Below are 25,965 nucleotides of genomic sequence, written 5' to 3' on the forward strand. Positions count from 1 at the left end.
CCGTTCCGGCTCGGGTCAGCCGACGCAGAACTCGTTGCCCTCCGGGTCGGCGAGGGTGATCCAGGTGTTCGGCCCCTGCCGGCCGTCCCACAGCCGGCGGGCACCGAGCTGGATCAGCCGCTCCACGACCTCCTCCCGGCGGTCCGGGCCGGGGCGCAGGTCGAGGTGCACCCGGTTCTTCGCGGTCTTGGCCTCGGGAACGGTCTGGAAGAGGAGCCGGCCACCGAGGCCGATCCCGCTCTTCTCGTCGACGGGCGCTGCCGGGTCGCGGATGGCGGCGGCACCACGCCAGCTCAGCACCCCGTCGACGGTGGTGGTGTCGGCGTCGGTGACCAGGCCGCCGTCGAGCAGTCCACGGATCATGGCGGAGTTGTCCTCGACCACGTATTCGAGCGCCTCGGCCCAGAAGGCGGCCAGCCGGTGCGGATCCTCGGCGTCGAAGGAGATCTGGTAGCCCACAGTCATACCCGGACGCTATCGAGCACGCCCGACACATTCCCGGGACCTGCCGCTGACCGCTCGTTGATCAAGAGGATGTATCACCCGAACCGGCACAGCGATCACGCAACTACTCCTTGATCGACGTCCGCCAGCCGGCGTGCGACCCCGCACCTCAGGACGGTACGACCAGACGGAGGCGGCGGTCGGCCGTGCCCACGGTCACCCGCTGGCCCCAGGCCATCGTCAGGTGGTCGGTCTCGACCCCGTCGGCGAAGACGACCAGGCGTTCCCCCTCGGCGGTCAGCTCGATCGACTCGCCGGCCGCGAGCCGGCCGCCGGTCAGTTCGACCCCGGTCGCCGGCGACGGCCACGCCTCCCGCACGAACCAGCACAGCGCCTCGTCCACCGGGCCGGGCAGCGCCGGCGCTTCCGGCCGGTCCCGGACGATCGAGGCACACCAGCCGGTCGCCCCGGTGCCGGTGCCGACCACCACCCCCGACGACGACTGCCGCTCCCGCCGGCCGCCGGGGACGCCGACGACGTACCGGGCGGACTGGTGCGACGGATGCCCGACGTACACCTCGTTGAGGCCGACCAGGTCCTGACCGTCGTCGAGGACGGCCCGGACCATGGTCCGGGCCTGCACGGCGGCACGGCCGGCGGCGACCGCCGGCAGCAGCCGGGCGACGGCGGCCGGGGCGAACCGCACGAGTACGCCGGCGTTGCGGCCCGGCTCCGGGTCGACGCCGACGACCGGCTGCCGGTCGAGGTACTTGGCGACGTTGGCGACCAGTCCGTCCTGCCCGACCGCGACCACGATGTCCTCCGGCGCGAACAGGAACCGGGCCAGGTCGTCGCGGTCGACGTGACCGCGCCGCCAGTCGGCCGGGACGGCGGCGCCGACCGTGGTCAGCGCCGCCTGGAGCGCGTCGTGCCGGGCGGCGACCTCGTCCAGGTCCCGCCCCCGCTGCCGCAGGTAGAAGCCGGCCGCCGCCCGGGTGCCGTGCCGGACCAGCAGCTCGTCCAGTTCGCTGCGCCGGCTGACCACGACCACCCTGGGGGCGAGCGTGCCGCTCACCGGTCCGCCCCGCCCCGGCCGGCCCGCCCCTCCTCGGGTCGGCCGGGCGCCTTCACCCGGGGACACCCGGGCGCCTTCATCGTTGGCCGCCGAGACGGGCGAGCAGGTCGGTGAGCATGTCGGGAGTCACGGTGAGCTGGTTGATCGCCGGCAACTGGCCGGCGAGTTCCTTGACCGCGAGCGCCTGGAGCACACCGGGCGGCAGGTCGGCGTACGCGGCCAGCTTCGCCGACTCGGCCTCGGCCTCGGCGAGCCCGACCGCCCGTACGCCGTCCGCCCGGGCGGCGGCGAGGGTACGTTCCTTGTCGGCCTCGGCGGCGGCGAGCACCCGGGCCCGCTCCGCGGCGGCGGTGTTGGCGACCTTCTCCCGCTCGGCCTTGCCCTGCGCGGCGGCGAGTTCGGCGTCGGCGGCCAACTCGATCTTGCGGCGGTCGTTGGCGCCCCGCTGCTCGACGAGCTGCTGCTCCCGGCGGGCCAGCTCGATCTTGTTCTGCATCTCGTTCTCGGCGATGGCCCGCTCCTGCTCGACCGCCTGCGCCCGCCGGGCGTACGTGGCCCGGTCCGACTCGACCTGCACCGCCTCGCGGGTCGGGGTCTGCAGGGCACGTTCCATCTCCGGCTCGGGCCGGACCGCGACGACCCGGGCGCTGACCACGGTCACCCCGATGTCGGCGAGCCGGGGTTCGGCGCGCAGGGCGGCCGAGACCGCCTCGCGGACCGGGGCGATGTTGGTCAGCGCCTCGGCGAGCGGCACCCGGGCGAGCAGGTCGAGCGCGGGCTGCTGGGCGAGTTCGGCGAGCAGGGTGGCGACCTGGTCGAGCGGTCGCGCCCGCGCGGTCCCGTTGCGCGGGTCGACCGAGAAGTCGAGCCGGCTGGCGGCCACCGCCGGGTCGGCGACCCGGTACGTGACGGTCGCCTGCACGGTCACGTCGGCGAAGTCGCCGGTCCGGGCGTGGAAGAGCAGAGGCAGTTCGCGGTCGTCGATCGGCACCTCGCTCAGCACCGACACGAGCGGGCGGTACCAGTAGGACTGGCCGACGCCCTCGTGCCGGATCTTGCCGTTGACGAGATGCCGGACCCAGGAGGTGGGGGCGCCACGCAGGTGACGCAGGAACAGACGGGCAGTCACGTCGGCCATCTCGAACCTCTTTTCGTCGCACTGACGATAATCTCGATGATAGATTCTCGTCAAGGTGGTGATAAATCACATGAGCGAGTACCCGCCGTTCGCCGTGACCGTCGACCTCGTCGTCCTGACCATCCGCGCCGACGGACTGGCCGTGCTGCTGATCCGGCGCGGCGTGCCGCCGTACGAGGACGCACCTGCCCTGCCCGGCGGCTTCGTACGTGTCGACGAGGACCTGCCCCGGGCCGCCGAACGCGAACTCGCCGAGGAGACCGGGCTGACCGGTGCCGCCGCCCACCTGGAGCAGCTCGGCACGTACGGCACCCCGGACCGCGACCCGCGCGGCCGGGTCGTCACCGTCGCCTACCTGGCCCTGCTACCCGACCTGCCCGCCCCGGTCGCCGGCACCGACGCCGCGGGAGCGGAATGGCTGCCGGTGGCCCGGGCCCGCAACCTCGCCTTCGACCACGACCGGATCCTCGCCGACGGCCTCGAACGGGCCCGCGCCAAGCTCGAATACACCCCGCTCGCCACGGCCTTCTGCCCGCCGGAGTTCACCGTGGCGCAACTGCGGACGGTCTACGAGACGGTCTGGGAGACCCGCCTCGACCCGCGCAACTTCCACCGCAAGGTCACCGGTACGCCCGGATTCCTCGTGCCGGCCGGCCGGGCGACGGAGGGCGAACGTGGCCGGCCCGCCCAGGTCTTCCGCCGCGGCCCGGCAACCGCCCTGCATCCCCCGATAATCCGCCCCACCCCGGACCGCTGATTCCTGAATCAGTTGGGATCAAAACGACCCGAGGCTTTCATTCTCCGAATCTGATCCATTGCACCAAGTGCGTCATCCCGTACCGACGCGCCAACAAATCCAGAATCTCGCCCTCGGCCATCTCGACACCCATCCTGCCCGAGCGCCGGGCGATTGCGGACACCGCTCGACGCGCGCTCACCGGGTCGAGCGAGACGGTGGCCTCCGCGAATTCCACCGGGTCGAGCACCTGCAACCCCGTAGGCAGCCGCTCAGCCGGAAAGTCCTTGATGTTGTGGGTGACGATCGCGCCGGCACCCGCGACAACCGCCGCCGCCACGACATGCTCATCGTCGGGATCCGGCAGGCCGTACGTGCCGACCAGCGCTTCCCATCCCTGGACCTCGGCATCCAGAAACGCCTTGCGCATCTGCTCGACGAGCCAGCGCGCACGGCGCGCCGCTGTCCGGCGGTCCGTACCGCGCCGCATCAACTTACGCGTCTCATGAAACTCGAGCTCAGCAAGGATCGTGGAACTCCAGGCCGGCCGATATACGCCTTCGACCGCCAGTGAAAGCAGGAAGTCGCGCTGCAAACTTGGCCACAAAACACAGGTATCCAGCAGCACCAGGAACACCGCGGAATTCTGACATCAAACGGTGTAACAGACTAATCGCGTTTGGAACCCCGGTTCAATTTTGCCACCGCCCGGCGCGCCTCCCGCAATTCCCGCAGCGTGGTCTCAAGATCTTCTTCATCCTCGAGACCGACACTTGTCGCTTCGAGCGCCGCGTACTGCTCCTGCCTACGCCGTTCCCGGTATGCGAGCACGTCCTGGAGGGAAACGCGGCGGTGAGTACCCACCCTCTCGAACTGGATCCGTCCCTCGTCGAGCAGCTTGATCACGGTCGGCCGACTGACTCCGAGCAGATCCGCCGCCTGCTGCGTGGTGAGGGTCTGGGTGAACGGTGCGACGGTAACCGCGAGCCCCTCCCGCAGCGCGGCCACCACCTGACGAAGCACCTGGTAGACCTCGACCGGGAGTTCGACCCGGTCAGCCAGGGCCGGCCCCGCCAGGTAGTAGGAGGAAGGGGCATCTCGGCTCAGGTCCGCCGACTCGTGGGCCTCCATGAAGTCGTAGATCTGCGCGATCCCACCGTCCGGGTCCGGCAGATACGTCTCTCGTCGGACAGCAACTCCTCGCACGGCTCCCCCTTTCGCAAGTATCGTAGCCACTTTCGTTTCTTGCGCCTACGAGCGGCCGAGGGTCAACCGGGCCTGTTACGGATTGGGTCCGAAGCTGCCGGCAGCCTGCGGTGGCACGTAGTTCGCCGGCGTTGGCGAGTACGCGGCGGACGCCGGGGCGTACCCGGGTGGGGTGGGTGCGGACGGCTCGTCGGACTCGGGGCCGGCCAACGCCTCCAGACCGCGACCGATGCCGATGCCGCCCAGGACCGCCAGCGCCGGCACCACGCCGTACGCGATCCACCGCGGCGCGCCCTCCAGCGTGAGATAGAAGTTGATCGCGACGAGGAGGACGACCGCGAGGGCGGTGCCGGCCACCCCGCCGCGCCGGCCGAAGACGCTGACGCCGCCGAGCAGCACCGCACCCACGACCAGGGCGAGCTGGCTCAGGTCGACGAGGCCGCTGACGACCCGGAGCTGGTTGGCGGCCACGATCCCGGCGAGGGCGGCGAGGACGCTCGATCCGGTGAAGCCGACGACGGCACCGAGCAGGCGGGTCAGTCGCCAGCCGGGCACCGGGTCGCCGGGGAACCGGTTGGCGGCGAGCAGGGTACGCACCTTCGGCACCAGCCAGAGCAGGCCGCCACCGATCGAGATGACGAGAAACAGCACCGCCCAGAGGATCGTCGTACCGGTGCCGGGCCGCCCGCTGGTGGGGATCGCGAGCGACCTTCCGTCGATCATGGCCAGAGCGATCGCCTGCACGAAGATCAGCCCGCCGAGCGAGACCGCCCACCCGGGTGCGGTGGTCAGGCCGGCGACCAGGCCGAGAAAGGCACCGGAGACGAGCAGCACGAGTACGGCGACCAGCCCGGCGGGGACCGCCGCCCACCCGCTGTCGGCCACCAGTTTCGCGTAGACCACCCCGGCCAGGGTGGCCTGGCCGACGACCGCCAGGTTGGGGGTGGCCGTCCGCAGCGAGAGGGCGAAGCCGGACGCGAGCAGCCCCAGCGTCGCGACGCCGTACCAGTAGTTGCCGCCGCGCAGCAGCGGCACCTGGAGGGCGATGACGCCGACGGCGATGACCGTGACGAGCAGCAGTACGGCCTCCCAGCCGACCGCGAAGATGGCGTAGGGCGGACGTCGTCGGGTGGCCGGGGCCATCGGGGGGATGCTCATGGTCCCTCCTGCACGCGGGGCTGGCGGTCGGCGATCGGATCGACGCTAACCAACCGGTGCAAGCCCTGGACCGCGGGTCAGCGCCCGCCCGGCCAGGTGGTGGGCCGTCCGGCCGGCGCCCAGGAGGTCGCCCCCGATCCGGTACGGGACGACCGGCGGCCGGTCTCGTCGCGGCTGCCGGTGGGCCGGTGGCCGGGGGTACGGGCCTCGGTGTCCCGCGACCCGGTGCCGGTGGTGCGGGCCGGCGCCGGCGGCCGGCCAGGGCCACCGGACGAACCGGACGACGCGGTCGGCGTGGGTCGGGTCGTCGGCCGCCCGGTCCGCGTCGGCTCGGTCGTCGGCGACGGGCTCGACGTCGGCCCGACCGTCGGCGACGGGGTCGGGCCCGGCGTACCGGTCGGGTCGGGACTCGCGGTGGGCGTCGGGCTCGGGCACCCGGTCGGCGCCACCGACGGCGTGGGACCGGGCGTGGTGGGGCGGGTCGTCGGACGCGTCGTCGGCCGGGGCACCGTCGGCCGGGGGAAGAAGCTGGTCTTCTCCGGTGTCGGGCGCACCGTCGGGCGGGGCCGGACCCGTTCGGACGCCGTACGGCGGGGCTTCGCCTTGCCCGTGCGGTGCGGGCCGGACGCCCGGTGACGGCTGGTCGGGGCGACCGGGTCGCCGACCCCGACCAGCGGCGGCCGGCCCGGGTCGAGGGTGGGGGTCGGCAGCGGTACGACCACGACCGGGCCGACGGACGGGTGGCCGAGGAACGGGCCGCCACCGGGCTGTGTGGTCCCCCCGACGGTGGTGGGGCCGGCGCCGAGCGCGGCGATGATCGGGAGCGAGGCCATCACCCCGAGCGAGGCGACGATGAGCACGTAGCGGCGGGTGGGACCGGAGAGTCCTTCGGCCCGGTGCGCGCCCCGCAGCCATCGGTGGTTTCCGGGTATCCCGTCGAGGCGACGGTGGCGCTGTGGCACGGGCGGCGGTTCGTCATGGTGGTCCGGCACAGCCGAACTCCTCGTCCGTAGGCGACATCCACCGAGCGGGCGAGGGAGGTCGCCCGGGACGGCCTTGCCAAGCAGAGTGACGAAGTCACGCACTGTCCGCCAGCCCTGCACGGTGTGTCAACGTGCCAAGTTCCGGGTCGGTTACCTACTCACGACGGGAAATGTGTGCATCTCCCCCGAACAGGCCCGGATAGTCAAGGTCATCGAGGCCGTACTGTAATCACGCTCACCTTCTCTGCGAATATGGACCCGACGGCAACGCGGCCGTGGCCTCCCGCACACCAGCGGTGGGCGCGGCCCGGTGTCGGCACTCCCGGGCCGGGTTCGCCAGAACCCGGCCCACGCCGCGCGGCAACCCCCACCGGGGCTAGGCGCGGCACGAGAGTCTGTTCCGGCACAAGTCGGCAGGCGCCACGGCTGCGCGGTCGGGTCACCCCCGTTGCCGACGCACTTATGACAGGGAGAGACCGATGGCGAAGGGCGAACGCGGGACCACCACCCGCGGGACCACCACCCGCGGCAGACAGGCCGCCTCCCGGCGGTCCGGTTCTACGGCTGCTCGGCCGGATCCTGAGCTGATCCAGTTGCTCACCCCCGAGGGGGAACGGATCGAGTCGGTGACCGGCCCGGACGGGGTCGAATACACGGTCGACTTCACCGACGCCGAATACCGCGACATCTATCGGGACCTGGTTGTCGTACGCAAGCTCGACGCCGAGGCCACGGCGCTGCAGCGCCAGGGCGAGCTGGGCCTGTGGGCGAGCCTGCTGGGGCAGGAGGCCGCACAGGTCGGCTCGGGGCGGGCGCTGCGCCCGCAGGACATGGCCTTCCCGACCTACCGCGAGCACGGCGTGCTCTACTGCCGCGGCATCGACCCGATCATGCCGCTGGGCCTGTTCCGCGGGGTCGACCAGGGCGGCTGGGACCCCAACGAGTTCAAGTTCAACATGTACACGATCGTGATCGGCGCCCAGACGCTGCACGCCACCGGCTACGCCATGGGCGTGACGATGGACGGCAAGACCGGCGGCGACGACGGCGAGGCGGTCATCGCGTACTTCGGCGACGGCGCCAGCTCGCAGGGCGACGTCAACGAGGCGTTCGTCTGGGCCAGCGTGTTCAACGCCCCGCTGGTCTTCTTCTGCCAGAACAACCAGTACGCGATCTCGCAGCCGCTGGAACGGCAGACCCGTATCCCGCTCTACAAGCGGGCCTCCGGCTTCGGGTTCCCCGGCATCCGGGTCGACGGCAACGACGTCCTGGCCAGCTATGCGGTGACCCGGGCGGCGCTCGACAACGCCCGGCACGGACAGGGGCCGACCCTGATCGAGGCGTACACCTACCGGATGGGTGCCCACACCACCTCCGACGACCCGACCCGCTACCGGATCGCCAGCGAGGTCGAGGCGTGGCAGGCCAAGGACCCGATCGCCCGGGTACGCGCGTTCCTGGAGCGCCAGCAGATCGCCGACGCCGACTTCTTCGCCGAGGTCGACGAGGCGGCCCGGCGCGAGGCGGTGCACCTGCGCGAACGGGTGCTCTCGATGCCCGATCCACAGCCGCTGTCGCTCTTCGACCACGTCTATCCGGGCGGTTCCCCGGAACTGGACGAGCAGCGTGCGGAGTTCGGCCGTTACCTGGAGTCGTTCGAGGGGAGTGTGCACTGATGGCCACCGAGACCCTCAGCATGGGCAAGGCACTCAACGCCGGCCTGCGGCGGGCCCTCGACGACGACCCCAAGGTCGTCATCATGGGCGAGGACGTCGGCAAGCTCGGCGGCGTCTTCCGGATCACCGACGGGTTGCAGAAGGACTTCGGCGGCGACCGGGTCATCGACACCCCGCTCGCCGAGTCCGGCATCATCGGCACCGCCGTCGGCCTGGCGATCCGCGGCTACCGGCCGGTGTGCGAGATCCAGTTCGACGGCTTCGTCTACCCCGCGTACGACCAGATCGTGTCGCAGGTCGCGAAGATGCACTACCGGTCGCGGGGCAAGCTCTCCCTACCGATCGTCATCCGGATCCCGTTCGGTGGCGGTATCGGCGCGGTCGAGCACCACTCCGAGTCCCCGGAGGCATACTTCGCCCACACCGCCGGCCTGAAGGTCGTCTCCTGCTCGTCACCGCAGGACGCGTACACGATGATCCGGCAGTCGATCGCCTCCGACGACCCGGTCGTCTTCCTGGAGCCGAAGCGGCGCTACTGGGAGAAGGGGCCGGTCGACACCGAGGCCGACTACCCGCTGCACGCCTCCCGGGTGGTGCGGCCCGGCACCGACGCCACGATCCTGGCGTACGGCCCGATGGTGCGTACCGCGCTCGACGCCGCCGCCGCGGCCGCCGAGGACGGTCGCGACCTGGAGGTCGTCGACCTGCGCACGCTGTCGCCGCTCGACCTGGCCGCGGTCTACGACTCGGTACGGCGCACCGGCCGCTGTGTGGTGGTGCACGAGGCGCCGTCCAACGTCGGCCTCGGCGCGGAGATCGCCGCCCGGGTCACCGAGAAGTGCTTCTACTCCCTGGAGGCGCCGGTGCTGCGGGTGGCCGGTTTCGACACCCCCTACCCGGCGAGCCGGGTGGAGGAGGACTACCTGCCCGACCTGGACCGGGTGCTCGACGCCGTCGACCGCACCTTCGGCTGGTGACCGCGATGACCAGGGTCAAGGAGTTCAACCTGCCCGACCTGGGCGAGGGGCTGACCGAGGGCGAGATCCTCAAGTGGCTGGTCGCGGTCGGCGACACGATCGAGCTGAACCAGCCGATCGTCGAGGTCGAGACGGCGAAGGCGGCCGTCGAGATCCCGGCCAAGTGGGCCGGCCAGGTGCGGGCGATCTTCCACGGCGAGGGCACCGTGGTCGAGGTCGGCACGCCGATCATCTCGATCGACACCGACCCGGGTGCCGGCGAGTTGCCGCCCGACGGGCTGCCGGCGCCGTCCGCCGCCTCGCTCGCGGCGGTGCAGGTGGCACCGGCCGAGGGCATGGTGGAGCCGGGGATGACCGGCGGCCACGGGCCGGGTGAGCGCACCGCCGTCCTGGTCGGCTACGGGCCGCGTACGTCGGCGGCCAAGCGGCGCCCGCGCAAGGCGACGGAGGCCCCGGCGGCGGCCGCGGCGAAGGCGGCCCCGGCCGCCGCCCCGACCATGCCGACCATGCCGACGATGCCTGCCATGCCGGCGATGCCGACCGCACCGCCGGCGCCGAACGGGGCGTCGGTCACGGCGCCGGCCCGCGCCCCCGGCGCGCTCGCCAAGCCGCCGGTACGCAAGCTGGCCCGTGATCTCGGGGTCGACCTGGCCACGCTGACCGGGACCGGGCCGCAGGGCTCGATCACGCGGGACGACGTACACCTGGCGGCGGCCGGGGCGGCGGAGGCTCCGGCCGCGGCCGTCGGGGCTGCGCCGTCCTTCGGGCCGGACCGCGAACAGCGGATCCCGGTCAAGGGCGTGCGGAAGATCACAGCGGCCAACATGGTCGCGTCGGCGTTCACCGCGCCGCACGTCACGCTCTTCCACACCGTCGACATGACCCGCTCGATCAAGGCACTGGACCGGCTGCGGGCCCTGCCGCAGTGGCGGGACACCCGGGTCTCGCCACTGCTCCTGGTGGCCAAGGCGGTACTGCTCGCCACCGCCCGGCACCCGATGGTCAACTCGACCTGGGCGGGCGACGAGATCGTGGTCAAGGAGTACGTCAACCTCGGCATCGCGGCGGCCACCGACCGTGGCCTGATCGTGCCCAACATCAAGGACGCCGGGCGGCTGACCCTGCACGAGTTGGCCGAGGCGATGACCGGGCTGGTACGGACCGCCAAGGCGGGAAAGACCAGCCCGGCGGACATGACCGGGGGCACCTTCACGATCACGAACGTGGGGGTGTTCGGGGTGGACACCGGCACCCCGATCCTGCCTCCGGGTGAATCCGCCATCCTGGCCTTCGGCGCGGTGCGGGAGACGCCCTGGATGCACAAGGGCAAGATCCGGCCGCGGCAGGTCACCACCCTCGGCCTGTCGTTCGACCACCGGATCATCGACGGGGAACTGGGCGCGTTGTTCATTCGTGACGTGGGCGCGTTCCTGGCCGATCCCGAGGCGACCCTGCTGGCCTGGACCTGACGGTCCGACCCGTCCGGCAATGCGGCCGGCGTACTTCCGGAAGTGACCGGGAGCACGCCGGCCGTGTCGCTTTGACGACTGGAAAGTTAACCAGGGGCATCCTGACACCTTCGATTCTTAGGCAGGTGTCGCACCTCACCTAATAATCGATGGTCACGCGGCCCGCGATGCGCTTCAATGGACTCATCGACGGGCTGACAACCGAATAGCCAGGGGAGAGCTGAAATGTCCATGATCGAACGCTTCCGCAGCCGCCGCGACGCCAACCGCCGCGCACGGGCCATCGAGCACGCGCTGCGGTCCGCCAACTCGCCGGCCGTCCGCAAGGAGATCCTCGCGATCGCCCAGCGCTACTACGGCTGACCACACACTTTTCTCGTCGTCTGACGAAACCCGTGCCCCGTCCGGACCGCCCGGACGGGGCATCGTTGTATCCGGGTGCCCGGACACCGCCATTCCTCACCGCCGCAGCGCCCGGTACGGTTGGGAACGGCCGTCGTTCCGGCCACGAGGTGCCCGGGCACTATCGACCCGGGTCTACCCGTGCGGCTGGTGACGGTCAGGTGCTCCCGGCAGCACCGGTCCCGACCGGCTACCGTGCGGGGAGCTTGCACGGCCGATCCCACCGAGTCACCGCCGACCCTGCGGGTGACCCGTGTGGGGCCGGCACGGCCGACATGTGATGGAGGAGGCGCACATGACGTCCGAGGGTCAGCAGCACCCCGGTCGTGAGCCGCAGGAGGCTGCGCCGGGCACCGGTCACGGAGCACGTACGGACGAGCAGTCGACCGGCTACCCCGGCGAGCGCCAGTCAGCGCCGGGCAACAGTTGGGCCACGTTCGCCCCCGGCGTACGGCCGGAGCAGTCCGCCCCCTGGGCGCCGCCCGCCGCCCCACCCGTACCCGGCACCCCGCACACCGGCGCCGAACAGGCGCCTCCCGCCGCCGGCTACCGCGGCGAGTGGAGCGACCGGCCGGCGGCATACCCGCCGCCCGGCGCGACCCCCGGAGCGCCGCCCGCACACATCCCGCCGGGACCGCGCTCCGCGCATCCCGAGCCCGAGCCGTGGACGCCGGAGGAGGCGTGGGGCACCGGTTCCCGGGGTGCACCCGGCCGGCCCGCCGAGCAGTCGCCCCACCAGCGTCCGCTCGACGAGCCGCCCGCCGGCACCCCGTTCGCCCCGGCCCCCGAGCCGGCCACCCGGACGTGGGCCGCGCAGGAGCAGCCGCCCGCCGAGTGGGACACCGGCCAGCGCGAGCCGGGCCGCTTCGAGGCCGTCCGGGCCGCCTGGCGCGAGGACGCCCGCGAGCAGGACCCCCGCGTCGGCGAGCCGGGCCAGCCCGCCTCGGCGTGGGCACCGGCCGAGCCGGGCCGTCAGCCGTGGCCGGCACCGGAGTCCGGCTCACCCTGGCCGCCCCCCGGATCGGTCCGGCCGCAGTCCGCTCCCCCGCAGTCCACCCAGCCGCAGGTCGCCTGGCACCAGCCGGCGCCGGCCGAGGCGGCCCGCGATCTTCCACCGTCCGGGCAGTTCCCCCCACCCGGGCAGGTTCCCCCACCCGGGCAGGTTCCCCCACCCGGGCAGGTTCCCCCGCTCGGCCAGGTTCCCCCGGCCGGGCCGGTTTCCGGTGCCCCGATGCCACCGGCCGGGGCCAGCCAGCACGCCCAACCACTCGGCCGCCCGGAGTCCGGCGGCTACCCGGCGCCGTCCGCCGGGTCGGACCGGTTCTCCCAGCCCCTGGAGTCCGGCGACGGCTGGCAGTCCGCGCCGGCCGCGAACGGTGGCTGGCAGCCTCCGCCGGCCGCCGGCCCGGATCCCGGCTGGCAGCCACCGCCCCCGGCCCCGGCCGAAAGTGCCTGGCAACCGCAGTCCGCGCCGACGAGCGGCGCTGGCTGGCGGCCCGCCGAGCCGGAGCCGGTCGGGCCCGACGCCCCCGCGCAGCGCGACCCCGGCTTCCAGCCGGGCGGTCCGGTGCCCGGCTTCGCCCCGTCCGGCGTGGTGCCGCTGCCGCCACAGGAGGTCCGGGTTCCCGGCGCCACGCTGGCCGCGTCGCCGCCCGCCGACTTCGAATCCCCGTCGGCGTACGGGCAGCCGCCCGTCTACGGTCAGCCACCCAGCTACGACCAGCCGTCGCCGTACGGGCAGCCGCCCCCGGCGGCCCAGCCCGGTCCGGGCGAGCCCGCCCAGCACCCCGCCGAGGACCCGCAGGTCGTCGCCCCGGTGCCGCATCCGCGCGGCGCCATCGACAACCCGCCGTCCGGCCGCGTGTCGGTGCCCCAGCCGGTCGCCGAGGAGCCGCCGGCCGACGAACCGGCGCAGCCGGGCCGGGCCGTGTCGGCGAGTGCGTCGGTGCCGATGTCGAGCCTGGTCACGCCGCCGGACCACGGCGTCACGCCCGGCCCGGCCCGGCCGTCGACGCCACGTGTCTACGGTCGGCCGGTCAGCGCCGATCCCGTCGAGGAGGAGCCGGCTCCGTCCGCCGGCACGCCGTTCGGCACCCCGGCGGGTGCCGCCACGGACGACGACCCGGGCCAGGGCGACGGCGGTGCCCCCGCCGGTGCCCCGTGGCCCGGCCCCAACCAGGCCTGGTCCGACGAACCACGCTGGCCCGGCACGCCGCCGGCCCGGGAGCACGCCAACGGCTTCTCCCACCACGGTCCGGCCGCCAGCGCCGGATCAGCCCGGGTCACGCCGCCCCCGTCGGCCCAGCCCGACCCGTACGCCGAACCGACCGGGCAGTTCCTGGGGACGAACGGGGCGCCGTACGGCGATCTGATCGGCTCCGGCCCGGACGGCGGCCAGCACGACGGTCCCGGTGGCCAGCCCGGTCCCTTCGGCGGCCCGGCCAACCAGTTCCCGTCCGGATTCGCGGGAGCGGCCTCGGCACCGCTCGCGCACCCGGGCGCCCCGACCGAGACGCCCGGCAACGGTTTCCCCGCCAGCCCGGTCTCGGGCGGCCCGACCTCGGGCGGCCCGGTATCCGGGGGTCCGGTGTCCGGCGGCCCGGTGTCCGGTGCGCCCGCCTCGGGCGGCCCCGGTGGTTTCGGCGCACCCGATCCGTACGGGCAGCCGTTCGGCGGCGGCTACGGCCAGCCGGCCGGTCCGCACGGCCACCAACCTGGCGGCCTCGACCAGCCCGGACCTTACGGCCAGCCGCTCGCGGCAGCCGGGCAGCCCGGCCCGGGGGCACCGCAGGACTGGCAGGAGCAGGACCGCTTCAACTCTTTCCGGCCGGACGCCGGCGCCGAGGCGAAGCCGCAGCAGCCCGCGGCCGAACCGGCCGCCGAGCCCGTGCCGCAGGTACGCAACGGACGGGTGCTTATCGCCGTACTCGCCGCCGCCGTGCTGCTGGTCGCGATCCCGCTGGGCCTGGTCTGGTTGCTCAAGCCCAGCGACGAGGCGTTCAACCCCAACGTCGGCGACTGCGTCGTGCAGTCCGGCGACCGGCCGACGTCGGCGAACTGCGGTGACGCCGGTGCCTTCAAGGTGGTGTCGAAGGTCGGCACCCTCCAGGAGTGCGCCAACCAGCAGCAGTGGATCGACGTACCGGCGGCCGGTGACCAGGGGCAGCAGGTGCTGTGTCTGGAGCCGGCGACCAGCGGGTAGCCGCCGAGCCCGGAACCCGGTTGGGGCAGGATCGTCGGTATGACGAAGGCACGCACCGACCGGGTCCGGGCTCCACAGCTGCGGGGTCGGGGATGGCTCAACACGGGTGGGCGCGAGCTCACCCTCGCCGACCTGCGCGGCAAGATCGTAATCCTCGACTTCTGGACCTTCTGCTGCATCAACTGCCTGCACGTACTCGACGAGCTGCGGCCGCTCGAGGACAAGTACGGCGACGTGCTCGTGGTCGTCGGCGTCCACTCGCCGAAGTTCGAGCACGAGCGTGACCCGGTGGCACTGGCCGCGGCGGTCGAACGGTACGGGGTCGCGCACCCGGTGCTCGACGACCCGGACCTGGACATGTGGCAGCAGTACGCGGCCAAGGCGTGGCCGACCCTGTCGGTCGTCGACCCGGAGGGTTACGTCGTCGCCTCGATGGCCGGCGAGGGGCACGCCGAAGGGCTGACCCGGCTGATCGAGGAGTTGATCGCCACCCACGACGCCAAGGGCACCCTGCACCGCGGCGACGGGCCGTACGTGCCGCCCGCCGAACCCGCGACGACGCTGCGGTTCCCCGGCAAGGCGGTCGAGCTGCCCGGCGGCGACCTGCTCGTCTCCGACTCGGCACGGCACCGGCTGGTGCGGTTCGCGCCCGACGGCGAGACGGTGGTCGGTGAGATCGGTTCCGGGTCCCGGGGTCGGGCCGACGGCACGCCGGCGACCGCCTCGTTCGCCGAGCCGCAGGGGCTGTGCCTGCTGCCGCCGCAGGTCGCGGAGGTGGCCGGCTTCGACGTGGTGGTGGCGGACACCGTCAACCACCTGCTGCGCGGCGTACGGCTCGACACCGGCGAGGTGGTCACGGTCGCCGGCACCGGCCGGCAGTGGCGGTCGACGGTCGACGACCTCCCGCACGACGCCGTGTCCGCCGACCTCTCCTCGCCGTGGGACGTCGCCTGGTACGACGGCCGGGTGGTGGTCGCGATGGCCGGCATCCACCAGCTGTGGTGGTACGACCCGATCAAGCGCACGACCGGTGTCTACGCGGGTACGACCGTCGAGGCGCTGCGCGACGGGCCGCTGCCGGACGTGTGGCTGGCGCAGCCGTCCGGTCTGTCGGCCTCGGCCGACGGGGCCCGGCTGTGGCTCGCCGACAGTGAGACCAGCGCGCTGCGCTACGTCGAGGACGGGGCGCTGCACACCGCGGTCGGTCAGGGGCTCTTCGACTTCGGCCACGTCGATGGTCCGGCCGGCGAGGCACTGATGCAGCACCCGCTGGGTGTGTGTGCGCTGCCGGACGGTTCGGTGCTGGTCGCCGACACCTACAACGGGGCCGTACGCCGGTTCGACCCGGTGGCCGGCGTGATGTCGACGGTGGCCGACGGGCTGGCCGAGCCGAGTGACGTCGTGGTGACCGGCGGCGGTGACGTGCTGGTGGTGGAGTCGGCGGCGCACCGGCTGACCCGGCTGGCGCCCGGCACTTTGTCGGCGGCTGGTGCGAGCACGGTCGACGGGCCGCGACGGCGGGCCGAGCGGCCGCCGACCCGGCTGCGGGGCGGCGAGGTCGTTCTGGACGTCATCTTCACGCCGGCGCCGGGGCAGAAGCTGGACGACTCGTTCGGGCCGTCGACCCGGCTGGAGGTGTCGGCCTCGCCGCCGGAGCTGCTGGTCGAGGGGGCCGGGGTCGGCACCGACCTGAGCCGCCGGCTGGTGATCGATCCGGCCGTACCCGGTGGGGTACTGCAGGTGGTGGCGCAGGCCGCGACCTGCGACGCGGACGCCGAGCACGCCGCCTGCCACCTGACCCGCCAGGACTGGGGAGTTCCGGTCACCATCGCCGCCGACGCCGCCGCCCGCCTGCCGTTGATCCTCCGCGGTTTGGACACCTGACCCGCTCTGCTCATGATCCGCGTGATCAGGGAGTAAGTCTGGCGTGTCGCCGGCGCGGCGCCCGCCAAACTCCCTGATCACGCGGATCATGGCGGGCACCGGCGGCAGCGCCGGCCGAAGGCCGGCCCGGCGGTCAGGTGAACGGGGCCAGCTCCAGGCCGGCTTCGGTCAGGGTCGTGCGGACCCGGCGGGCCAGGGCGACGGCGGCCGGGGTGTCGCCGTGCAGGCAGATCGACTCGACCGGGCACGCGACCGTACCGCCGTCCACCGCGACCACCACCTGCTCGACCGCCATCCGCAGCGCCCGGTCGGCCGCCTCGGCCTCGGCCGTCACCAGCGCGCCGGGTGCCGACCGGGGCACCAGGGTGCCGGCCGGCAGGTAGCCGCGGTCGGCGAAGCCCTCGCCGACCACCCGTAGGCCGGCGCCGGCCGCGATCTGGGCGAGCACCGATCCGGGCTGGCAGAGCACCGGCAGCGCCGGGTCGTAGTCGGTCACCGCCGACACGACCGCCGCCGCCTGCGGTTCGTCGACGGCGGCGGTGTTGTAGAGGGCGCCGTGCGGTTTGACGTACCGGACCCGGGTCCCGGCGATCCGGCACATGCCGTCGAGGGCGGCGATCTGGTAGATCACTTCGTCGCGGAGTTCGCCGGGGTCGTAGTCGATCCGGCGGCGCCCGAAGCCGGCGAGGTCGCGGTAGCCGACCTGGGCGCCGACGGCGACCCCGCGGTCCGCCGCGGCGGCGCAGACCCGGCGCATCGTGGTCGGATCGCCGGCATGGAAGCCGCAGGCCACGTTCGCCGAGGTGACCACGTCGAGCAGGGCCAGGTCGTCGCCGAGCCGCCAGATGCCGAAGCCTTCGCCGAGGTCAGCGTTGAGGTCCATGGAACAGCACGGTAGTCCCCGGCCGGGCCTGGGCCAGCGGTGCGACGTCGGCAACGACCGCGATCACCGGGTATCCGCCGGTGGTCGGATGGTCGGCGAGGAAGATCAGTGGCTGGCCGTCGGCGGGCACCTGGACGGCGCCGAGCACGATGCCCTCGCTGGGTAGTTCGCCGGCCCGCGCGCGGGCCAGGCCGGCGCCGGCCAGCCGCGCGCCGACCCGGTTGCTCAACGGGCTGACCGTGTACGGCGTGGAGAGCAGGTTCGCCACGGCGGCGGCGGTGAACCAGTCGTCGCGGGGGCCGAGCCGGACCGCGAGGTGTAGCACGTCCAGGGGTGGCTGCCCGGGTGTGAAGTGCACGGTCGACGGGGCTGGCACGGCGGCGCCGACCGGCAGTTCGTCCCCGTCGGCGAGCGGGGGCGGGCCGAGCCCGGACAGGGTGTCGGTGCTGCGGCTGCCGAGCACGGGCGGTACGGCGATGCCGCCGCCGACGGCCAGGTAGCGGCGTACGCCGTGGCTGGCGGGTCCGATGTCGACGGTCGCCCCGGCCGGTACGGCGACCGGCTGTCCGAGGCCGGCCGGGCGCCCGTCGACCCGCAGTGGCCCGTACGCCCCGGTCACCGCCACGTTCGTGGCCCGGGTGATCCGCAGCCGGCAGCCGGTGAGGGTGGTCTCCAGCCCGGCGGCGGTCTCGGGGTTGCCGACGAGCCGGTTGGCCAGCCGCAGCGCCGGGCCGTCGAGCGCACCGGAGCGGGGTACGCCGAGGTGGGCCCAGCCGGGCCGGCCGAGGTCCTGCACGGTGGTGAGTGCCCCGGCGCGCAGCACCTGGATCATCTGGCGACCAGGCGTACCCGGGTGCCGGGCACGAGCAGCGCCGGCGGCTCCCGGTGTACGTCGAACAGCGTGGCGTCGGTGTGTCCGACGAGTTGCCAGCCGCCCGGTGAGGCGGTCGGATAGATCCCGGCGTACGGTCCGGCGAGGGCGACCGATCCGGCGGGTACGGCGGCACGGGGCGTGGGGAGCCGGGGCACCTCGCAGCCTTCGGGCAGCCCGCGCAGGTAGGCGAACCCGGGGGCGAAGCCGGCGAAGGCGACCTGGAACTCGGTGTCGATCAGGCGTAGTACGGCGTCGGCGGGCGGTATGCCCCAGTGGCCGGCGACGGCGGCGAGGTCGGGGCCGTCGTACCGGGTGGGTATCTCGACGAGGGGGCCGGTCGGGCCGGTGGCGGCTGGCGGCGGTGGCCAGCCGGCGATCAGTGCCGCCGTGGCGGCGGGGTCGGCGAGCCCGTCGAGGAGTACGGTCCGGGCGGCCGGCACGATTTCGGTGACGGCGAGCCGGCCGGCGTCGCGCTGCCGCCAGAGTTCGGCGCGCCAGGCTTCCACCTGGGCACCGTCGTCGCATTCGAGGAGCAGCGCGCCCGCGCCCACCCGCCGGATCCGCATCGCGCCATCCTGGCAGACGGTGGAGTGAGTCGTTTCACTACCTACAAGTAACCTACGGTGCCGTAACCTGATGCCCGTGACCACTTCCACCCCGTTGCGGATGAAGCCGGTCGACATCGGCAAACCCCGGATGCGCGGCTGGCTGCACACGTACGCGTTCTTCGTCGCACTCGTGTGCGGCATCGTCCTCTGCGCGCTCGCCGCGGGCCGCCCGGGATGGGCGCCGCTGGTGAGCTGCGCGATCTACAGCCTCACCGTCTGCGGGCTGTTCGGCACCAGCGCGCTGTACCACCGTCGGGTGTGGTCGGAACGCGGCTACCAGGTGATGCGGCGGCTGGACCACTGCATGATCTTCGTCTTCATCGCCGGCACGTACACGCCGTTCTGCGTACTGCTGCTCACCGGCACCAAGTCGACGGTGCTGCTCGCCGTGGTGTGGGCGGGTGCCCTGCTCGGGGTGGCGCTCAAGATGGTCTGGCCGCACGCCCCGCGCTGGGTCTCCGCGCCGCTCTACCTGGCGCTGGGCTGGGTCGCGATCGCGGTGCTGCCCGACATCCTGGGCAACGGCGGGGTGACCACCCTGGTGCTGTTGATCGTCGGCGGGGCGGCGTACAGCGTCGGCGCGGTCTTCTACGCCCTGCGCCGGCCCAACCCGTGGCCGACCGTCTTCGGCCACCACGAGTTCTTCCACGCCTGCACCCTGGTGGCCGCGCTCTGCCACCACATAGCCATCTACTTCGCCCTCTTCGCCTGACCCGCAAGATCCGCGTGATCAGGGAGTTGTTCGGGCGTGGCGCCGGCGTGGCGCGCTACCCAGCCCCTGATCACGCGGATCTCTGGACGGGGGACGGTCAGACGGTCGGGCCGGGATTGCGCACCTCGCGGTACTCGTGCACGACCCGGTCCTGCGGGATGGGCGCCACCTGACGCTCGGCCGGCGCGGTCTGCACGACGGTACGGCGGCGGCTCTGCCAGAACCAGGTGGTCAGGATGAGGCCGACGACACCGGCGACCATCAGTACCCAGCCGACCACGTTGATGTTCAGCCAACCGAGGTTGACGTCGAGCGCGAACGCGAAGATCGCGCCGATTGCGATGAGAAGGATGCTTCCACCGATACCCACTGTTGTCGCCCTCCTTGGCATACGGCGCGACCCCGATCCGGCGGGCCGCCGTCCCGGGCCGCGTGTGAGGTTGCGGCACCCATCCACTTACCCACGTGCTTCAGAACCGAATCAGGCAAGCTGTGAGACGGGATAGTCGGCCCTGGGCATGCGCCGACCGAGCGCAGCGGGAGCGAGGAGGGCACATGACCGAGCGGAGCATCGTGCTGTTGCGGCACTCGAAGGCGGAGCAGCCGGACGGGGTCGCCGACGTCGAGCGGCCGCTGACCGATCGGGGGCACGCCGACGCGGCCGCCGCCGGCGCCTGGCTCACCGGCAGCGACAACCTGCCCGACCTGGTGCTCTGTTCACCGGCGAAACGCACCCGCCAGACCTGGCACGGGGTCGCGGTCGCGATCGCCGGTACGGCGGGCGAGTCCGGCCCGGGCGCGGGCGCCCCTGAGGTGCGTTACGAACAGGCGCTTTACACCGGCTCGGTCGGGGATCTGCTGGCCGTGCTCCGCGATGCCGGGGACGCCTACGAGACGGTGCTCGTCGTCGGACACAATCCGGCGATCTCTGATCTGTCGGTGCTGCTCGACCCGAACAGCGGTGCCGACGAAGGGTTGCGGACCAGCGGTATCGCCGTACACCGGTTCACGGGTTCGTGGGGTGACCTGGCAGCCGATTCGGCGGCGGTGACCGACAGCCACACGGCCCGGGGCTGACTCCTACTTCTTCTCCGGTGGCAGCGGGTTGGCCGGCGGCGGAGACGCGGAGGGCAGCTCGGCCGGAGCCTGGTGGATCGAGGTCGAGTGGGAGAGGCGGTTCTCTTCGACGATCAACCGCCGGGTACGGCGCCTGCGGTCCGCCCAGTACCAGAGGGTGACCGTGATCATGGTTACCCCGGCGAGGACGAGTACCCAGCCGACTGCGCGAATGTCGATCCACCACACGTCCGCGCGTACGGCGAAAGCGAGGATCGCACCAATAGAGATCAGGAAGATTCCGCCACCAATGCCCATTTGCGCCACAACTCCTCGCGCTGTCTGGGACAGATTCGCGTTCCAGCGTGGCTACCCCCGGGGCATGGGACCAAACGCCACCGGAGCCGCAAATGATCTTGCCCCCGTCATCCTGACGGAGGCAAGATCATCGGGGGGATCGGGTCAGAACGCTTCCTCCGGAAGGTCCATCACGTCGAGGTCGGTGGCCGCGATGATCCGCCGGTCGGCACCGACGCGGGGCAGCACCTCGCGGGCGAAGAACCGGGCGGCGGCCACCTTGCCCTGGTAGAACGCCTGGTCACTGCCGGAGACCTCGGCCGCCAGGGCACGCAGCGCCACGTCCGCCTGACGCTGGAGCAGCCAGCCGACGACGACGTCGCCGAGGGCGAGCAGGAAACGCCGGCTGCTCAGGCCGACCTTGTAGAGCGCCCGCGGATCACCGGCCTGCGCCTCGCCGAGCCAACCGGTCATGACGCCCATGATGTTCTGCACCTCGGACAGCGCCCGGCCGAGCGCGAGCCGCTCCTCCTTGAGCTGACCGTTGCCGCCCTCGGCCTCGATGAACGCCTGGATCTCGCCGGCGACGGCCAGCAGGGACTTGCCGTTGTCCCGCACGATCTTGCGGAAGAACAGGTCGAGGCTCTGGATCGCGGTGGTGCCCTCGTACAGGGTGTCGATCTTCGCATCGCGGACGTACTGCTCGAGCGGGTAGTCCTGGAGGAAGCCGGAACCACCGAAGGTCTGCAGCGACTCGTGACCGAGCAGTTCGTACGCCCGCTCCGAGCCCACCCCCTTCACCAGGGGCAGCAGCAGGTCGTTGACCCGCTTGGCGACCTTCGCGCCCTGCTCGTCGCCGGCCGCCTCGGCAATGTTGATTTTGTCCTGCCAGCTGGCGGTGTAGAGCACCAGGGCGCGCAGCCCTTCGGCGTACGCCTTCTGCAGCATCAGCGAGCGGCGCACGTCCGGGTGATGGGTGATGGTGACCCGGGGCGCGGTCTTGTCGGCCATGTGCAGCAGGTCGGCGCCCTGCTCGCGGCTCTTGGCGTACTCGAGTGCGTTGAGGTAGCCGGTCGACAGGGTGGCGATCGCCTTGGTGCCGACCATCATCCGGGCGTACTCGATGATCAGGAACATCTGCCGGATGCCCTCGTGCACGTCACCGAGCAGCCAGCCCTTGGCCGGCACGCCGCCCTCGCCGAACGTCAGCTCGCACGTGTTGGAGACCTTCAGGCCCATCTTGTGCTCGACGTTGGTGGCGTAGACGCCGTTGCGCTCGCCGAGTTCGCCGGTCTCCTCGTCGAAGTGGAACTTCGGTACGACGAAGAGCGAAAGCCCCTTCGTGCCGGGGCCGCCGACGCCCTCGACGCCGACCGGGCGGGCGAGCACGTAGTGGATGATGTTCTCGGTCAGGTCGTGCTCACCCGAGGTGATGAACCGCTTCACGCCCTCGATGTGCCACGAGCCGTCCTCCTGGGGGATGGCCCGGGTACGACCGGCACCGACGTCGGAGCCGGCGTCCGGCTCGGTCAGCACCATGGTCGAGCCCCACCGCTTCTCGACGAAGAGCTTCGCCCACTTCTTCTGCCGCTCGGTGCCCTCCCGCTGCAGCGTGTGCGCGAAGGACGGGCCGGAGGCGTACATCCAGACCGGCGCGTTGGAGCCGAGGACCAGCTCGGCGAGTGCCCACCACAGCGCCCGCGGCGCGTTGGTGCCGTCGAGCTCCGGGGGCAGGTCGAGCCGCCAGAACTCGGCGTCCATGAACGCCTGGTAGGACTTCCGGAACGACTCGGGAACCGGTGCCGTGTGGGTCGCCGGGTCGAAGACCGGCGGATTGCGGTCGCTGTCGGTGTAGCTGGCCGCGAGGTCCTCGCGGGCGAGCCGGTCGACCTCGGCGATGAAGCTGCGAGCCGTTTCGACGTCCAGATCGGTGTACGGCTCCTGGCCGAACACCTGCTCCGCGCCGAACACCTCGAAGAGGTTGAACTCGAGGTCTCGGATGTTGCTCTTGTAGTGCGTCATGCTCGCTGGCCCCCGGTTTTCTCGGGCAGTGTTACCGGTCAGTAACCCCGACTGTATTACCCGCGGGTAGGAAGCGACAAGGTAATGGCTAAAGTGACGGACGCCACACTCGAAGGCCAGAGTGCCGGCCTCAGTGGTCGGCCGCGCCGACTTCCCAGCTCGGGACCGCGGTGGTGCTGACCGGTCGCGGACCCGCGTACTCCATCAGCACCAGCGCGATGTCGTCGTCGAGACGGCCGTGCACCCACTCGACCAGCGCCGTCTCCAGGGACGCCAGCCCGTCGCCGACCGTGCCGTGCCCCAGCAGCCGCCAGGCCCGGTCGGCGGTCGGAAAGAACTCGCCGTCCCGGCGCGCCTCGCCCAACCCGTCGGTGAAGAGCAGCAGCCGGTCACCGGGTTCGAGACGTTCCACCCGGGGCCGGACGACCGGCATGAACCCGAGCGGCGGCGCCGGCGCCGGCGGCTCCAGCGGGATCACCTGCCCACGACGCAACAGCAGCGGCGGCGGGTGACCGCAGTTCACGATGGTCAGCGTGCCGCCCCGCTCCTCGACCAGCGCCGCGGTGACGAAGTCCTCGTCGCCCACGCTGCGGGCCACCGCCCGGTCCAGGTCGGCGACGATCGCCCGCAGGTCCGACCGCTCGTACGCGACGTGCCGGTAGGAACCGAGCACGATGCTGGCCAGCCGTACCGCGTCCAGGCCCTTGCCCCGGACGTCTCCGATGATCATCCGGACGCCGTACGGGGTGTCGAGCGCCTCGTAGATGTCGCCGCCGATGTCGGCCGTGGCCGTCGCCGAGATGTAGCGGCCGGCAACCGCCAGGCTGCCGACCTGCGGGCCGATGGGGCGCAGCACGGCCTGCTGGGCGACGGCAGCGAGCTTGGACAACTCGGCGATCTGCTCGGCCTGCCGCTGACGGATCGCCGCCACCCCGGCCGCGATCGCGGTGGCCAGCCCGATACCGATCACGTTGACCACCGCGGCCAACGAGACCACCTGGCCGGTCAGGGCGAACCCACCCGCGACGACGGTCGACAGCACACCGACGGCCAGCACCATCCGCCACGACGCGAACGCCGCCGCCAGGAACGGTGCCGCCGCCACCAGACCGACGTAGTTGACCATTCCGCCGTCGGCCAGCTCCACCGCGGACACGAGCGCGAGCAGCACAAGGGCCGCGCCGAGACCGGCGCGGGATCCTGGGCTGAGCGGGCGGCGGCCCGACGAGAAAAGTGGCATGGGTACGCCGAACAGCATGCCTGATCGACGGGCGCGACTGAACGAAGTTGTCCCCTCGGCTATCTGGTTTTGGCCACCCGGCCGCCCACCAGCCGTGCCCGAGCCACGCACGGGCACCATCGGGCGCGGTTCAGCCGGCCAGAACCTCGTACCGGACCTCGACCTCGCCCTGTTCCAGCGGCGCGATCGCACCGAACGCCGCCCGCGACAGATCGATGCAGCGCCCCTCGACGAACGGCCCACGATCGTTGATCCGTACGACGACGGATGCGCCGGTGGCCGGGTTGGTCACCCGTACCCGGGTGCCGAACGCCCAGGTCCGGTGGGCGGCGGTGAGGGCGTCCGGATCGAACTGCTCGCCGTTGGCCGTGAGTTGCCCCTCGGCGTAGAACGAGGCACCGCACGATCCGCTGTCCGTGACCTTGTCGTCAGCAGCGGGCCGGGTGGCCGACGGCGTCGGTCGCGGGCTGTTGGACGAGGGCCGCGCGGGCGACCGACTCGGCGCCGGAGCTGTCGAGGTCCTGGGCGCCGGGGGCCGGGTCGACTCCGATGCCCGGGTCGTGGTCCCGGGGGCCGCGGTCGTCGGAGCGGGGGCCGGGACCACGGTGGTCGGCGGGGCGGTGGTCGGGGCCGGGTCGGTGGTCCGCGTCCCGGGCGGTGTGGGTACGGCGAGCGGAGAGCCGCTGCCCGGCATCGGCGCGTCGGCCGGCGCGGGCGCCCGGAACGGCGCCGGTACGTCGACCGCCGTCGGCGTGGCCGGGCCGGTCACCTGCCGTACGCCGGCGATCCCGCCACCGACCAGCAGGACGCCCGCCAGGATCGCCGCTCCCGCGATCCACGGTCGCCGGTCGGGTTTCCGCGAATGCCGTCCCGCCACGCCGCTGACCTCCCCAAACGCAGATCTCGTACGCCGCGAACCGTAGCCAGACCGGCACATCCGAAGTCAATATGATCATTGGCTTTGGCCCTGCTTTGTGGTGAAACGTCTGTCCGAACGTCCGACCCGGGCGGCCCCCCGGCTCGGCAGGATGGTGACGTGCACGCTGACCTGAGGAAACGCCTGGTCACCGGATTCCGGTGGCTCGACCCCGGCCCGCACAGCACCCACCTGGTCAGCGACATGTCCGGCTGGTGGCACGACCCCGAGATCCTGGCCGGAATCGGCCCGGCGCTCGCCGCCCTCTTCCCCGCCGACCGGCCAACCGTGATCATCTCGCCCGAGGTCACCGGATACCTCGTCGGGCCACTCGTCGCCACCGCCGTCGGGGCCGGCTTCCTACCCGCCGTCAAACAGGCCGAGGGCCGACAGGTGGCCGAGCCGGTGACCTGGGCACACACCCCACCGGACTACCGCGACCGGACGCTGCGTCTCGGCGTACGCGACCGGCACCTGGGCCGCGCCGACCGGGTGCTCGTCGTCGACGACTGGGTGGCCACCGGAGCCCAGGTACGCGCCATCCACGAGATCGTCGACCGGCGCGGCGCCACGCTCATCGGTACGGCCGCCATCGTGGCCGACTGCCCGACCGAACTCGCCCGCGATCTCGGCCTACGCACCCTCCTCCAGGCTCACCACCTCGACGGCTGACCATCATCGCCCTGGGCAGCGGCCTCTGATCACTGTGGAGGTTGCGTCCGGATGGGCTGGTAGGCCAGGGCCCGGTCGACAACCTCGGCCGCCGACAAGGGCGTGGGCGGCCAGAAGATCAGGTCGGCGACGCCGGGGCAGACGAGATCGCGGGCGAGCCGGTCGAGCCAGCGGTCCAGTTCCTCGTCGTCCGCATACTCCCCGTTCATGATCCGTTCCACCAGCATGACCGCCTGATCCCGGGTCAGTCCCTCGCCCATGCCGCTCCGCCCGTCGTCACCTGTCTCCAGTCTGACCTCAACCATCGCCGGCACGGGAGACGTCTTGGCATCCGT

General features: G+C 72.5%; 27 protein-coding genes. 12 read left to right on the top strand and 15 right to left on the bottom strand.

Annotated features, from left to right (window positions below):
* Positions 1 to 15: 15 nt before the first annotated feature.
* The 3 genes from AB0M79_RS14845 to AB0M79_RS14855 form a co-directional block, all read right to left on the bottom strand.
* On the bottom strand, positions 16 to 465 hold the full coding sequence (locus AB0M79_RS14845; protein ID WP_364212899.1) for a VOC family protein: 450 nt from the start codon (positions 463 to 465) through the stop codon (positions 16 to 18).
* A 148-nt stretch (positions 466 to 613) separates the two neighbouring features.
* Positions 614 to 1,519: a hypothetical protein gene (locus AB0M79_RS14850; RefSeq protein ID WP_364212902.1), complete on the bottom strand. Its 906-nt coding sequence runs from the start codon at positions 1,517 to 1,519 to the stop codon at positions 614 to 616.
* A 76-nt stretch (positions 1,520 to 1,595) separates the two neighbouring features.
* Positions 1,596 to 2,657, bottom strand: coding sequence for an SPFH domain-containing protein (locus AB0M79_RS14855; RefSeq protein ID WP_364212905.1), 1,062 nt, complete (start codon positions 2,655 to 2,657; stop codon positions 1,596 to 1,598).
* Positions 2,658 to 2,727: 70 nt separating this feature from the next.
* Here AB0M79_RS14855 and AB0M79_RS14860 point away from each other — a divergent pair, with 70 nt between their 5' ends.
* Positions 2,728 to 3,414, top strand: a complete 687-nt coding sequence (locus AB0M79_RS14860; RefSeq protein ID WP_364212908.1) for an NUDIX hydrolase — start codon at positions 2,728 to 2,730, stop codon at positions 3,412 to 3,414.
* A gap of 37 nt (positions 3,415 to 3,451) precedes the next feature.
* On the opposite strand, the gene AB0M79_RS14865 is transcribed toward AB0M79_RS14860, so the two are convergent.
* The 3 genes from AB0M79_RS14865 to AB0M79_RS14875 all read right to left on the bottom strand — a co-directional run bounded on the left by AB0M79_RS14865 (position 3,452) and on the right by AB0M79_RS14875 (position 5,757).
* Complete coding sequence (locus AB0M79_RS14865) at positions 3,452 to 4,030, bottom strand: PIN domain-containing protein (RefSeq protein WP_364212911.1); 579 nt, start codon at positions 4,028 to 4,030, stop codon at positions 3,452 to 3,454.
* Between the two features lie 32 nt (positions 4,031 to 4,062).
* Entirely contained in the window at positions 4,063 to 4,599 is a 537-nt protein-coding gene (locus AB0M79_RS14870; RefSeq protein ID WP_364212914.1) for a helix-turn-helix domain-containing protein, read from the bottom strand.
* Between the two features lie 75 nt (positions 4,600 to 4,674).
* On the bottom strand, positions 4,675 to 5,757 hold the full coding sequence (locus AB0M79_RS14875) for a hypothetical protein (protein ID WP_364212917.1): 1,083 nt from the start codon (positions 5,755 to 5,757) through the stop codon (positions 4,675 to 4,677).
* Positions 5,758 to 5,856: 99 nt separating this feature from the next.
* On the opposite strand from AB0M79_RS14875, the gene AB0M79_RS14880 reads away from it, so the two are divergent.
* From AB0M79_RS14880 to AB0M79_RS14915, 8 genes are all read left to right on the top strand, one after another.
* A complete protein-coding gene (locus AB0M79_RS14880) occupies positions 5,857 to 6,393 on the top strand; it encodes a hypothetical protein (protein ID WP_364212920.1) in 537 nt (178 codons plus the stop codon).
* Positions 6,390 to 6,770 (top strand): hypothetical protein, encoded by a 381-nt coding sequence (locus AB0M79_RS14885; protein ID WP_364212923.1) that lies wholly within the window; start codon positions 6,390 to 6,392, stop codon positions 6,768 to 6,770. The genes AB0M79_RS14880 and AB0M79_RS14885 overlap by 4 nt, the downstream gene beginning before the upstream one ends.
* 449 nt (positions 6,771 to 7,219) lie before the next feature.
* Positions 7,220 to 8,416: a pyruvate dehydrogenase (acetyl-transferring) E1 component subunit alpha gene (pdhA, locus tag AB0M79_RS14890; RefSeq protein WP_364212926.1), complete on the top strand. Its 1,197-nt coding sequence runs from the start codon at positions 7,220 to 7,222 to the stop codon at positions 8,414 to 8,416.
* Positions 8,416 to 9,393 carry an alpha-ketoacid dehydrogenase subunit beta gene (locus AB0M79_RS14895; RefSeq protein ID WP_364212929.1) on the top strand — a complete coding sequence of 326 codons (978 nt, stop codon included), beginning with the start codon at positions 8,416 to 8,418 and terminating at the stop codon, positions 9,391 to 9,393. The genes pdhA and AB0M79_RS14895 overlap by 1 nt, the downstream gene beginning before the upstream one ends.
* A 5-nt stretch (positions 9,394 to 9,398) precedes the next feature.
* Entirely contained in the window at positions 9,399 to 10,862 is a 1,464-nt protein-coding gene (locus tag AB0M79_RS14900) for a dihydrolipoamide acetyltransferase family protein (RefSeq protein WP_364212932.1), read from the top strand.
* Positions 10,863 to 11,087: 225 nt separating this feature from the next.
* On the top strand, positions 11,088 to 11,225 hold the full coding sequence (locus AB0M79_RS14905; protein WP_212824807.1) for a hypothetical protein: 138 nt from the start codon (positions 11,088 to 11,090) through the stop codon (positions 11,223 to 11,225).
* Positions 11,226 to 11,559: 334 nt separating this feature from the next.
* Entirely contained in the window at positions 11,560 to 14,466 is a 2,907-nt protein-coding gene (locus tag AB0M79_RS14910) for a hypothetical protein (RefSeq protein ID WP_364212935.1), read from the top strand.
* 39 nt (positions 14,467 to 14,505) lie between these two features.
* Positions 14,506 to 16,350 carry an NHL domain-containing thioredoxin family protein gene (locus AB0M79_RS14915; RefSeq protein ID WP_364212938.1) on the top strand — a complete coding sequence of 615 codons (1,845 nt, stop codon included), beginning with the start codon at positions 14,506 to 14,508 and terminating at the stop codon, positions 16,348 to 16,350.
* 133 nt (positions 16,351 to 16,483) lie between these two features.
* Here AB0M79_RS14915 and AB0M79_RS14920 read toward each other — a convergent pair whose 3' ends face one another.
* The 3 genes from AB0M79_RS14920 to AB0M79_RS14930 are packed head-to-tail and all read right to left on the bottom strand — an operon-like array spanning position 16,484 to position 18,673.
* The gene (locus AB0M79_RS14920; protein WP_364212941.1) at positions 16,484 to 17,233 is read right to left on the bottom strand and encodes a 5-oxoprolinase subunit PxpA; all 750 of its coding nucleotides are present in this window, start codon (positions 17,231 to 17,233) and stop codon (positions 16,484 to 16,486) included.
* Positions 17,217 to 18,065, bottom strand: coding sequence for a biotin-dependent carboxyltransferase family protein (locus AB0M79_RS14925; protein WP_364212944.1), 849 nt, complete (start codon positions 18,063 to 18,065; stop codon positions 17,217 to 17,219). Before AB0M79_RS14925 ends, AB0M79_RS14920 begins: the two co-directional genes overlap by 17 nt.
* Positions 18,062 to 18,673 carry an allophanate hydrolase subunit 1 gene (locus AB0M79_RS14930; RefSeq protein WP_364212947.1) on the bottom strand — a complete coding sequence of 204 codons (612 nt, stop codon included), beginning with the start codon at positions 18,671 to 18,673 and terminating at the stop codon, positions 18,062 to 18,064. Before AB0M79_RS14930 ends, AB0M79_RS14925 begins: the two co-directional genes overlap by 4 nt.
* 76 nt (positions 18,674 to 18,749) lie before the next feature.
* Between AB0M79_RS14930 and AB0M79_RS14935 the strand changes: the two genes are divergently transcribed.
* Entirely contained in the window at positions 18,750 to 19,427 is a 678-nt protein-coding gene (locus AB0M79_RS14935) for a hemolysin III family protein (RefSeq protein WP_357543096.1), read from the top strand.
* Between the two features lie 97 nt (positions 19,428 to 19,524).
* Here AB0M79_RS14935 and AB0M79_RS14940 read toward each other — a convergent pair whose 3' ends face one another.
* Positions 19,525 to 19,797, bottom strand: a complete 273-nt coding sequence (locus AB0M79_RS14940; RefSeq protein ID WP_357543098.1) for a DUF6458 family protein — start codon at positions 19,795 to 19,797, stop codon at positions 19,525 to 19,527.
* A 185-nt stretch (positions 19,798 to 19,982) separates the two neighbouring features.
* Between AB0M79_RS14940 and AB0M79_RS14945 the strand changes: the two genes are divergently transcribed.
* Positions 19,983 to 20,504 (top strand): histidine phosphatase family protein, encoded by a 522-nt coding sequence (locus AB0M79_RS14945; protein WP_364212951.1) that lies wholly within the window; start codon positions 19,983 to 19,985, stop codon positions 20,502 to 20,504.
* Between the two features lie 3 nt (positions 20,505 to 20,507).
* On the opposite strand, the gene AB0M79_RS14950 is transcribed toward AB0M79_RS14945, so the two are convergent.
* The 4 genes from AB0M79_RS14950 to AB0M79_RS14965 all read right to left on the bottom strand — a co-directional run bounded on the left by AB0M79_RS14950 (position 20,508) and on the right by AB0M79_RS14965 (position 24,919).
* On the bottom strand, positions 20,508 to 20,801 hold the full coding sequence (locus AB0M79_RS14950) for a DUF6458 family protein (RefSeq protein ID WP_357543103.1): 294 nt from the start codon (positions 20,799 to 20,801) through the stop codon (positions 20,508 to 20,510).
* A 144-nt stretch (positions 20,802 to 20,945) separates the two neighbouring features.
* The gene (locus AB0M79_RS14955; protein WP_364212954.1) at positions 20,946 to 22,802 is read right to left on the bottom strand and encodes an acyl-CoA dehydrogenase; all 1,857 of its coding nucleotides are present in this window, start codon (positions 22,800 to 22,802) and stop codon (positions 20,946 to 20,948) included.
* A 130-nt stretch (positions 22,803 to 22,932) separates the two neighbouring features.
* The gene (locus AB0M79_RS14960) at positions 22,933 to 24,060 is read right to left on the bottom strand and encodes a PP2C family protein-serine/threonine phosphatase (RefSeq protein ID WP_364212957.1); all 1,128 of its coding nucleotides are present in this window, start codon (positions 24,058 to 24,060) and stop codon (positions 22,933 to 22,935) included.
* A 112-nt stretch (positions 24,061 to 24,172) separates the two neighbouring features.
* Positions 24,173 to 24,919, bottom strand: coding sequence for a septal ring lytic transglycosylase RlpA family protein (locus AB0M79_RS14965; protein WP_364212960.1), 747 nt, complete (start codon positions 24,917 to 24,919; stop codon positions 24,173 to 24,175).
* 159 nt (positions 24,920 to 25,078) lie between these two features.
* Here AB0M79_RS14965 and AB0M79_RS14970 point away from each other — a divergent pair, with 159 nt between their 5' ends.
* Positions 25,079 to 25,630, top strand: a complete 552-nt coding sequence (locus tag AB0M79_RS14970; protein WP_364212963.1) for a phosphoribosyltransferase family protein — start codon at positions 25,079 to 25,081, stop codon at positions 25,628 to 25,630.
* 29 nt (positions 25,631 to 25,659) lie between these two features.
* Here AB0M79_RS14970 and AB0M79_RS14975 read toward each other — a convergent pair whose 3' ends face one another.
* Entirely contained in the window at positions 25,660 to 25,935 is a 276-nt protein-coding gene (locus AB0M79_RS14975) for an e9imm peptide (protein WP_364212966.1), read from the bottom strand.
* Between the last annotated feature and the right edge of the window lie 30 nt (positions 25,936 to 25,965).

Source organism: Polymorphospora sp. NPDC051019 (assembly GCF_040683055.1).
Taxonomy (GTDB): domain Bacteria; phylum Actinomycetota; class Actinomycetes; order Mycobacteriales; family Micromonosporaceae; genus Polymorphospora; species Polymorphospora lycopeni.

Excerpts from the sequence above, each read along its gene's own strand:
- AB0M79_RS14860 (WP_364212908.1), top strand. The coding sequence starts at position 2,728 with ATGAGCGAGTACCCGCCGTTCGCCGTGACCGTCGACCTCGTCGTCCTG.
- pdhA (WP_364212926.1), top strand. The coding sequence starts at position 7,220 with ATGGCGAAGGGCGAACGCGGGACCACCACCCGCGGGACCACCACCCGC.
- AB0M79_RS14875 (WP_364212917.1), bottom strand. The coding sequence starts at position 5,757 with ATGAGCATCCCCCCGATGGCCCCGGCCACCCGACGACGTCCGCCCTAC.
- AB0M79_RS14975 (WP_364212966.1), bottom strand. The coding sequence starts at position 25,935 with ATGGTTGAGGTCAGACTGGAGACAGGTGACGACGGGCGGAGCGGCATG.
- AB0M79_RS14945 (WP_364212951.1), top strand. The coding sequence starts at position 19,983 with ATGACCGAGCGGAGCATCGTGCTGTTGCGGCACTCGAAGGCGGAGCAG.
- AB0M79_RS14845 (WP_364212899.1), bottom strand. The coding sequence starts at position 465 with ATGACTGTGGGCTACCAGATCTCCTTCGACGCCGAGGATCCGCACCGG.
- AB0M79_RS14895 (WP_364212929.1), top strand. The coding sequence starts at position 8,416 with ATGGCCACCGAGACCCTCAGCATGGGCAAGGCACTCAACGCCGGCCTG.
- AB0M79_RS14960 (WP_364212957.1), bottom strand. The coding sequence starts at position 24,060 with ATGCTGTTCGGCGTACCCATGCCACTTTTCTCGTCGGGCCGCCGCCCG.
- AB0M79_RS14930 (WP_364212947.1), bottom strand. The coding sequence starts at position 18,673 with ATGCGGATCCGGCGGGTGGGCGCGGGCGCGCTGCTCCTCGAATGCGAC.
- AB0M79_RS14900 (WP_364212932.1), top strand. The coding sequence starts at position 9,399 with ATGACCAGGGTCAAGGAGTTCAACCTGCCCGACCTGGGCGAGGGGCTG.
- AB0M79_RS14910 (WP_364212935.1), top strand. The coding sequence starts at position 11,560 with ATGACGTCCGAGGGTCAGCAGCACCCCGGTCGTGAGCCGCAGGAGGCT.
- AB0M79_RS14955 (WP_364212954.1), bottom strand. The coding sequence starts at position 22,802 with ATGACGCACTACAAGAGCAACATCCGAGACCTCGAGTTCAACCTCTTC.
- AB0M79_RS14915 (WP_364212938.1), top strand. The coding sequence starts at position 14,506 with ATGACGAAGGCACGCACCGACCGGGTCCGGGCTCCACAGCTGCGGGGT.
- AB0M79_RS14855 (WP_364212905.1), bottom strand. The coding sequence starts at position 2,657 with ATGGCCGACGTGACTGCCCGTCTGTTCCTGCGTCACCTGCGTGGCGCC.
- AB0M79_RS14925 (WP_364212944.1), bottom strand. The coding sequence starts at position 18,065 with ATGATCCAGGTGCTGCGCGCCGGGGCACTCACCACCGTGCAGGACCTC.
- AB0M79_RS14950 (WP_357543103.1), bottom strand. The coding sequence starts at position 20,801 with ATGGGCATTGGTGGCGGAATCTTCCTGATCTCTATTGGTGCGATCCTC.
- AB0M79_RS14905 (WP_212824807.1), top strand. The coding sequence starts at position 11,088 with ATGTCCATGATCGAACGCTTCCGCAGCCGCCGCGACGCCAACCGCCGC.
- AB0M79_RS14920 (WP_364212941.1), bottom strand. The coding sequence starts at position 17,233 with ATGGACCTCAACGCTGACCTCGGCGAAGGCTTCGGCATCTGGCGGCTC.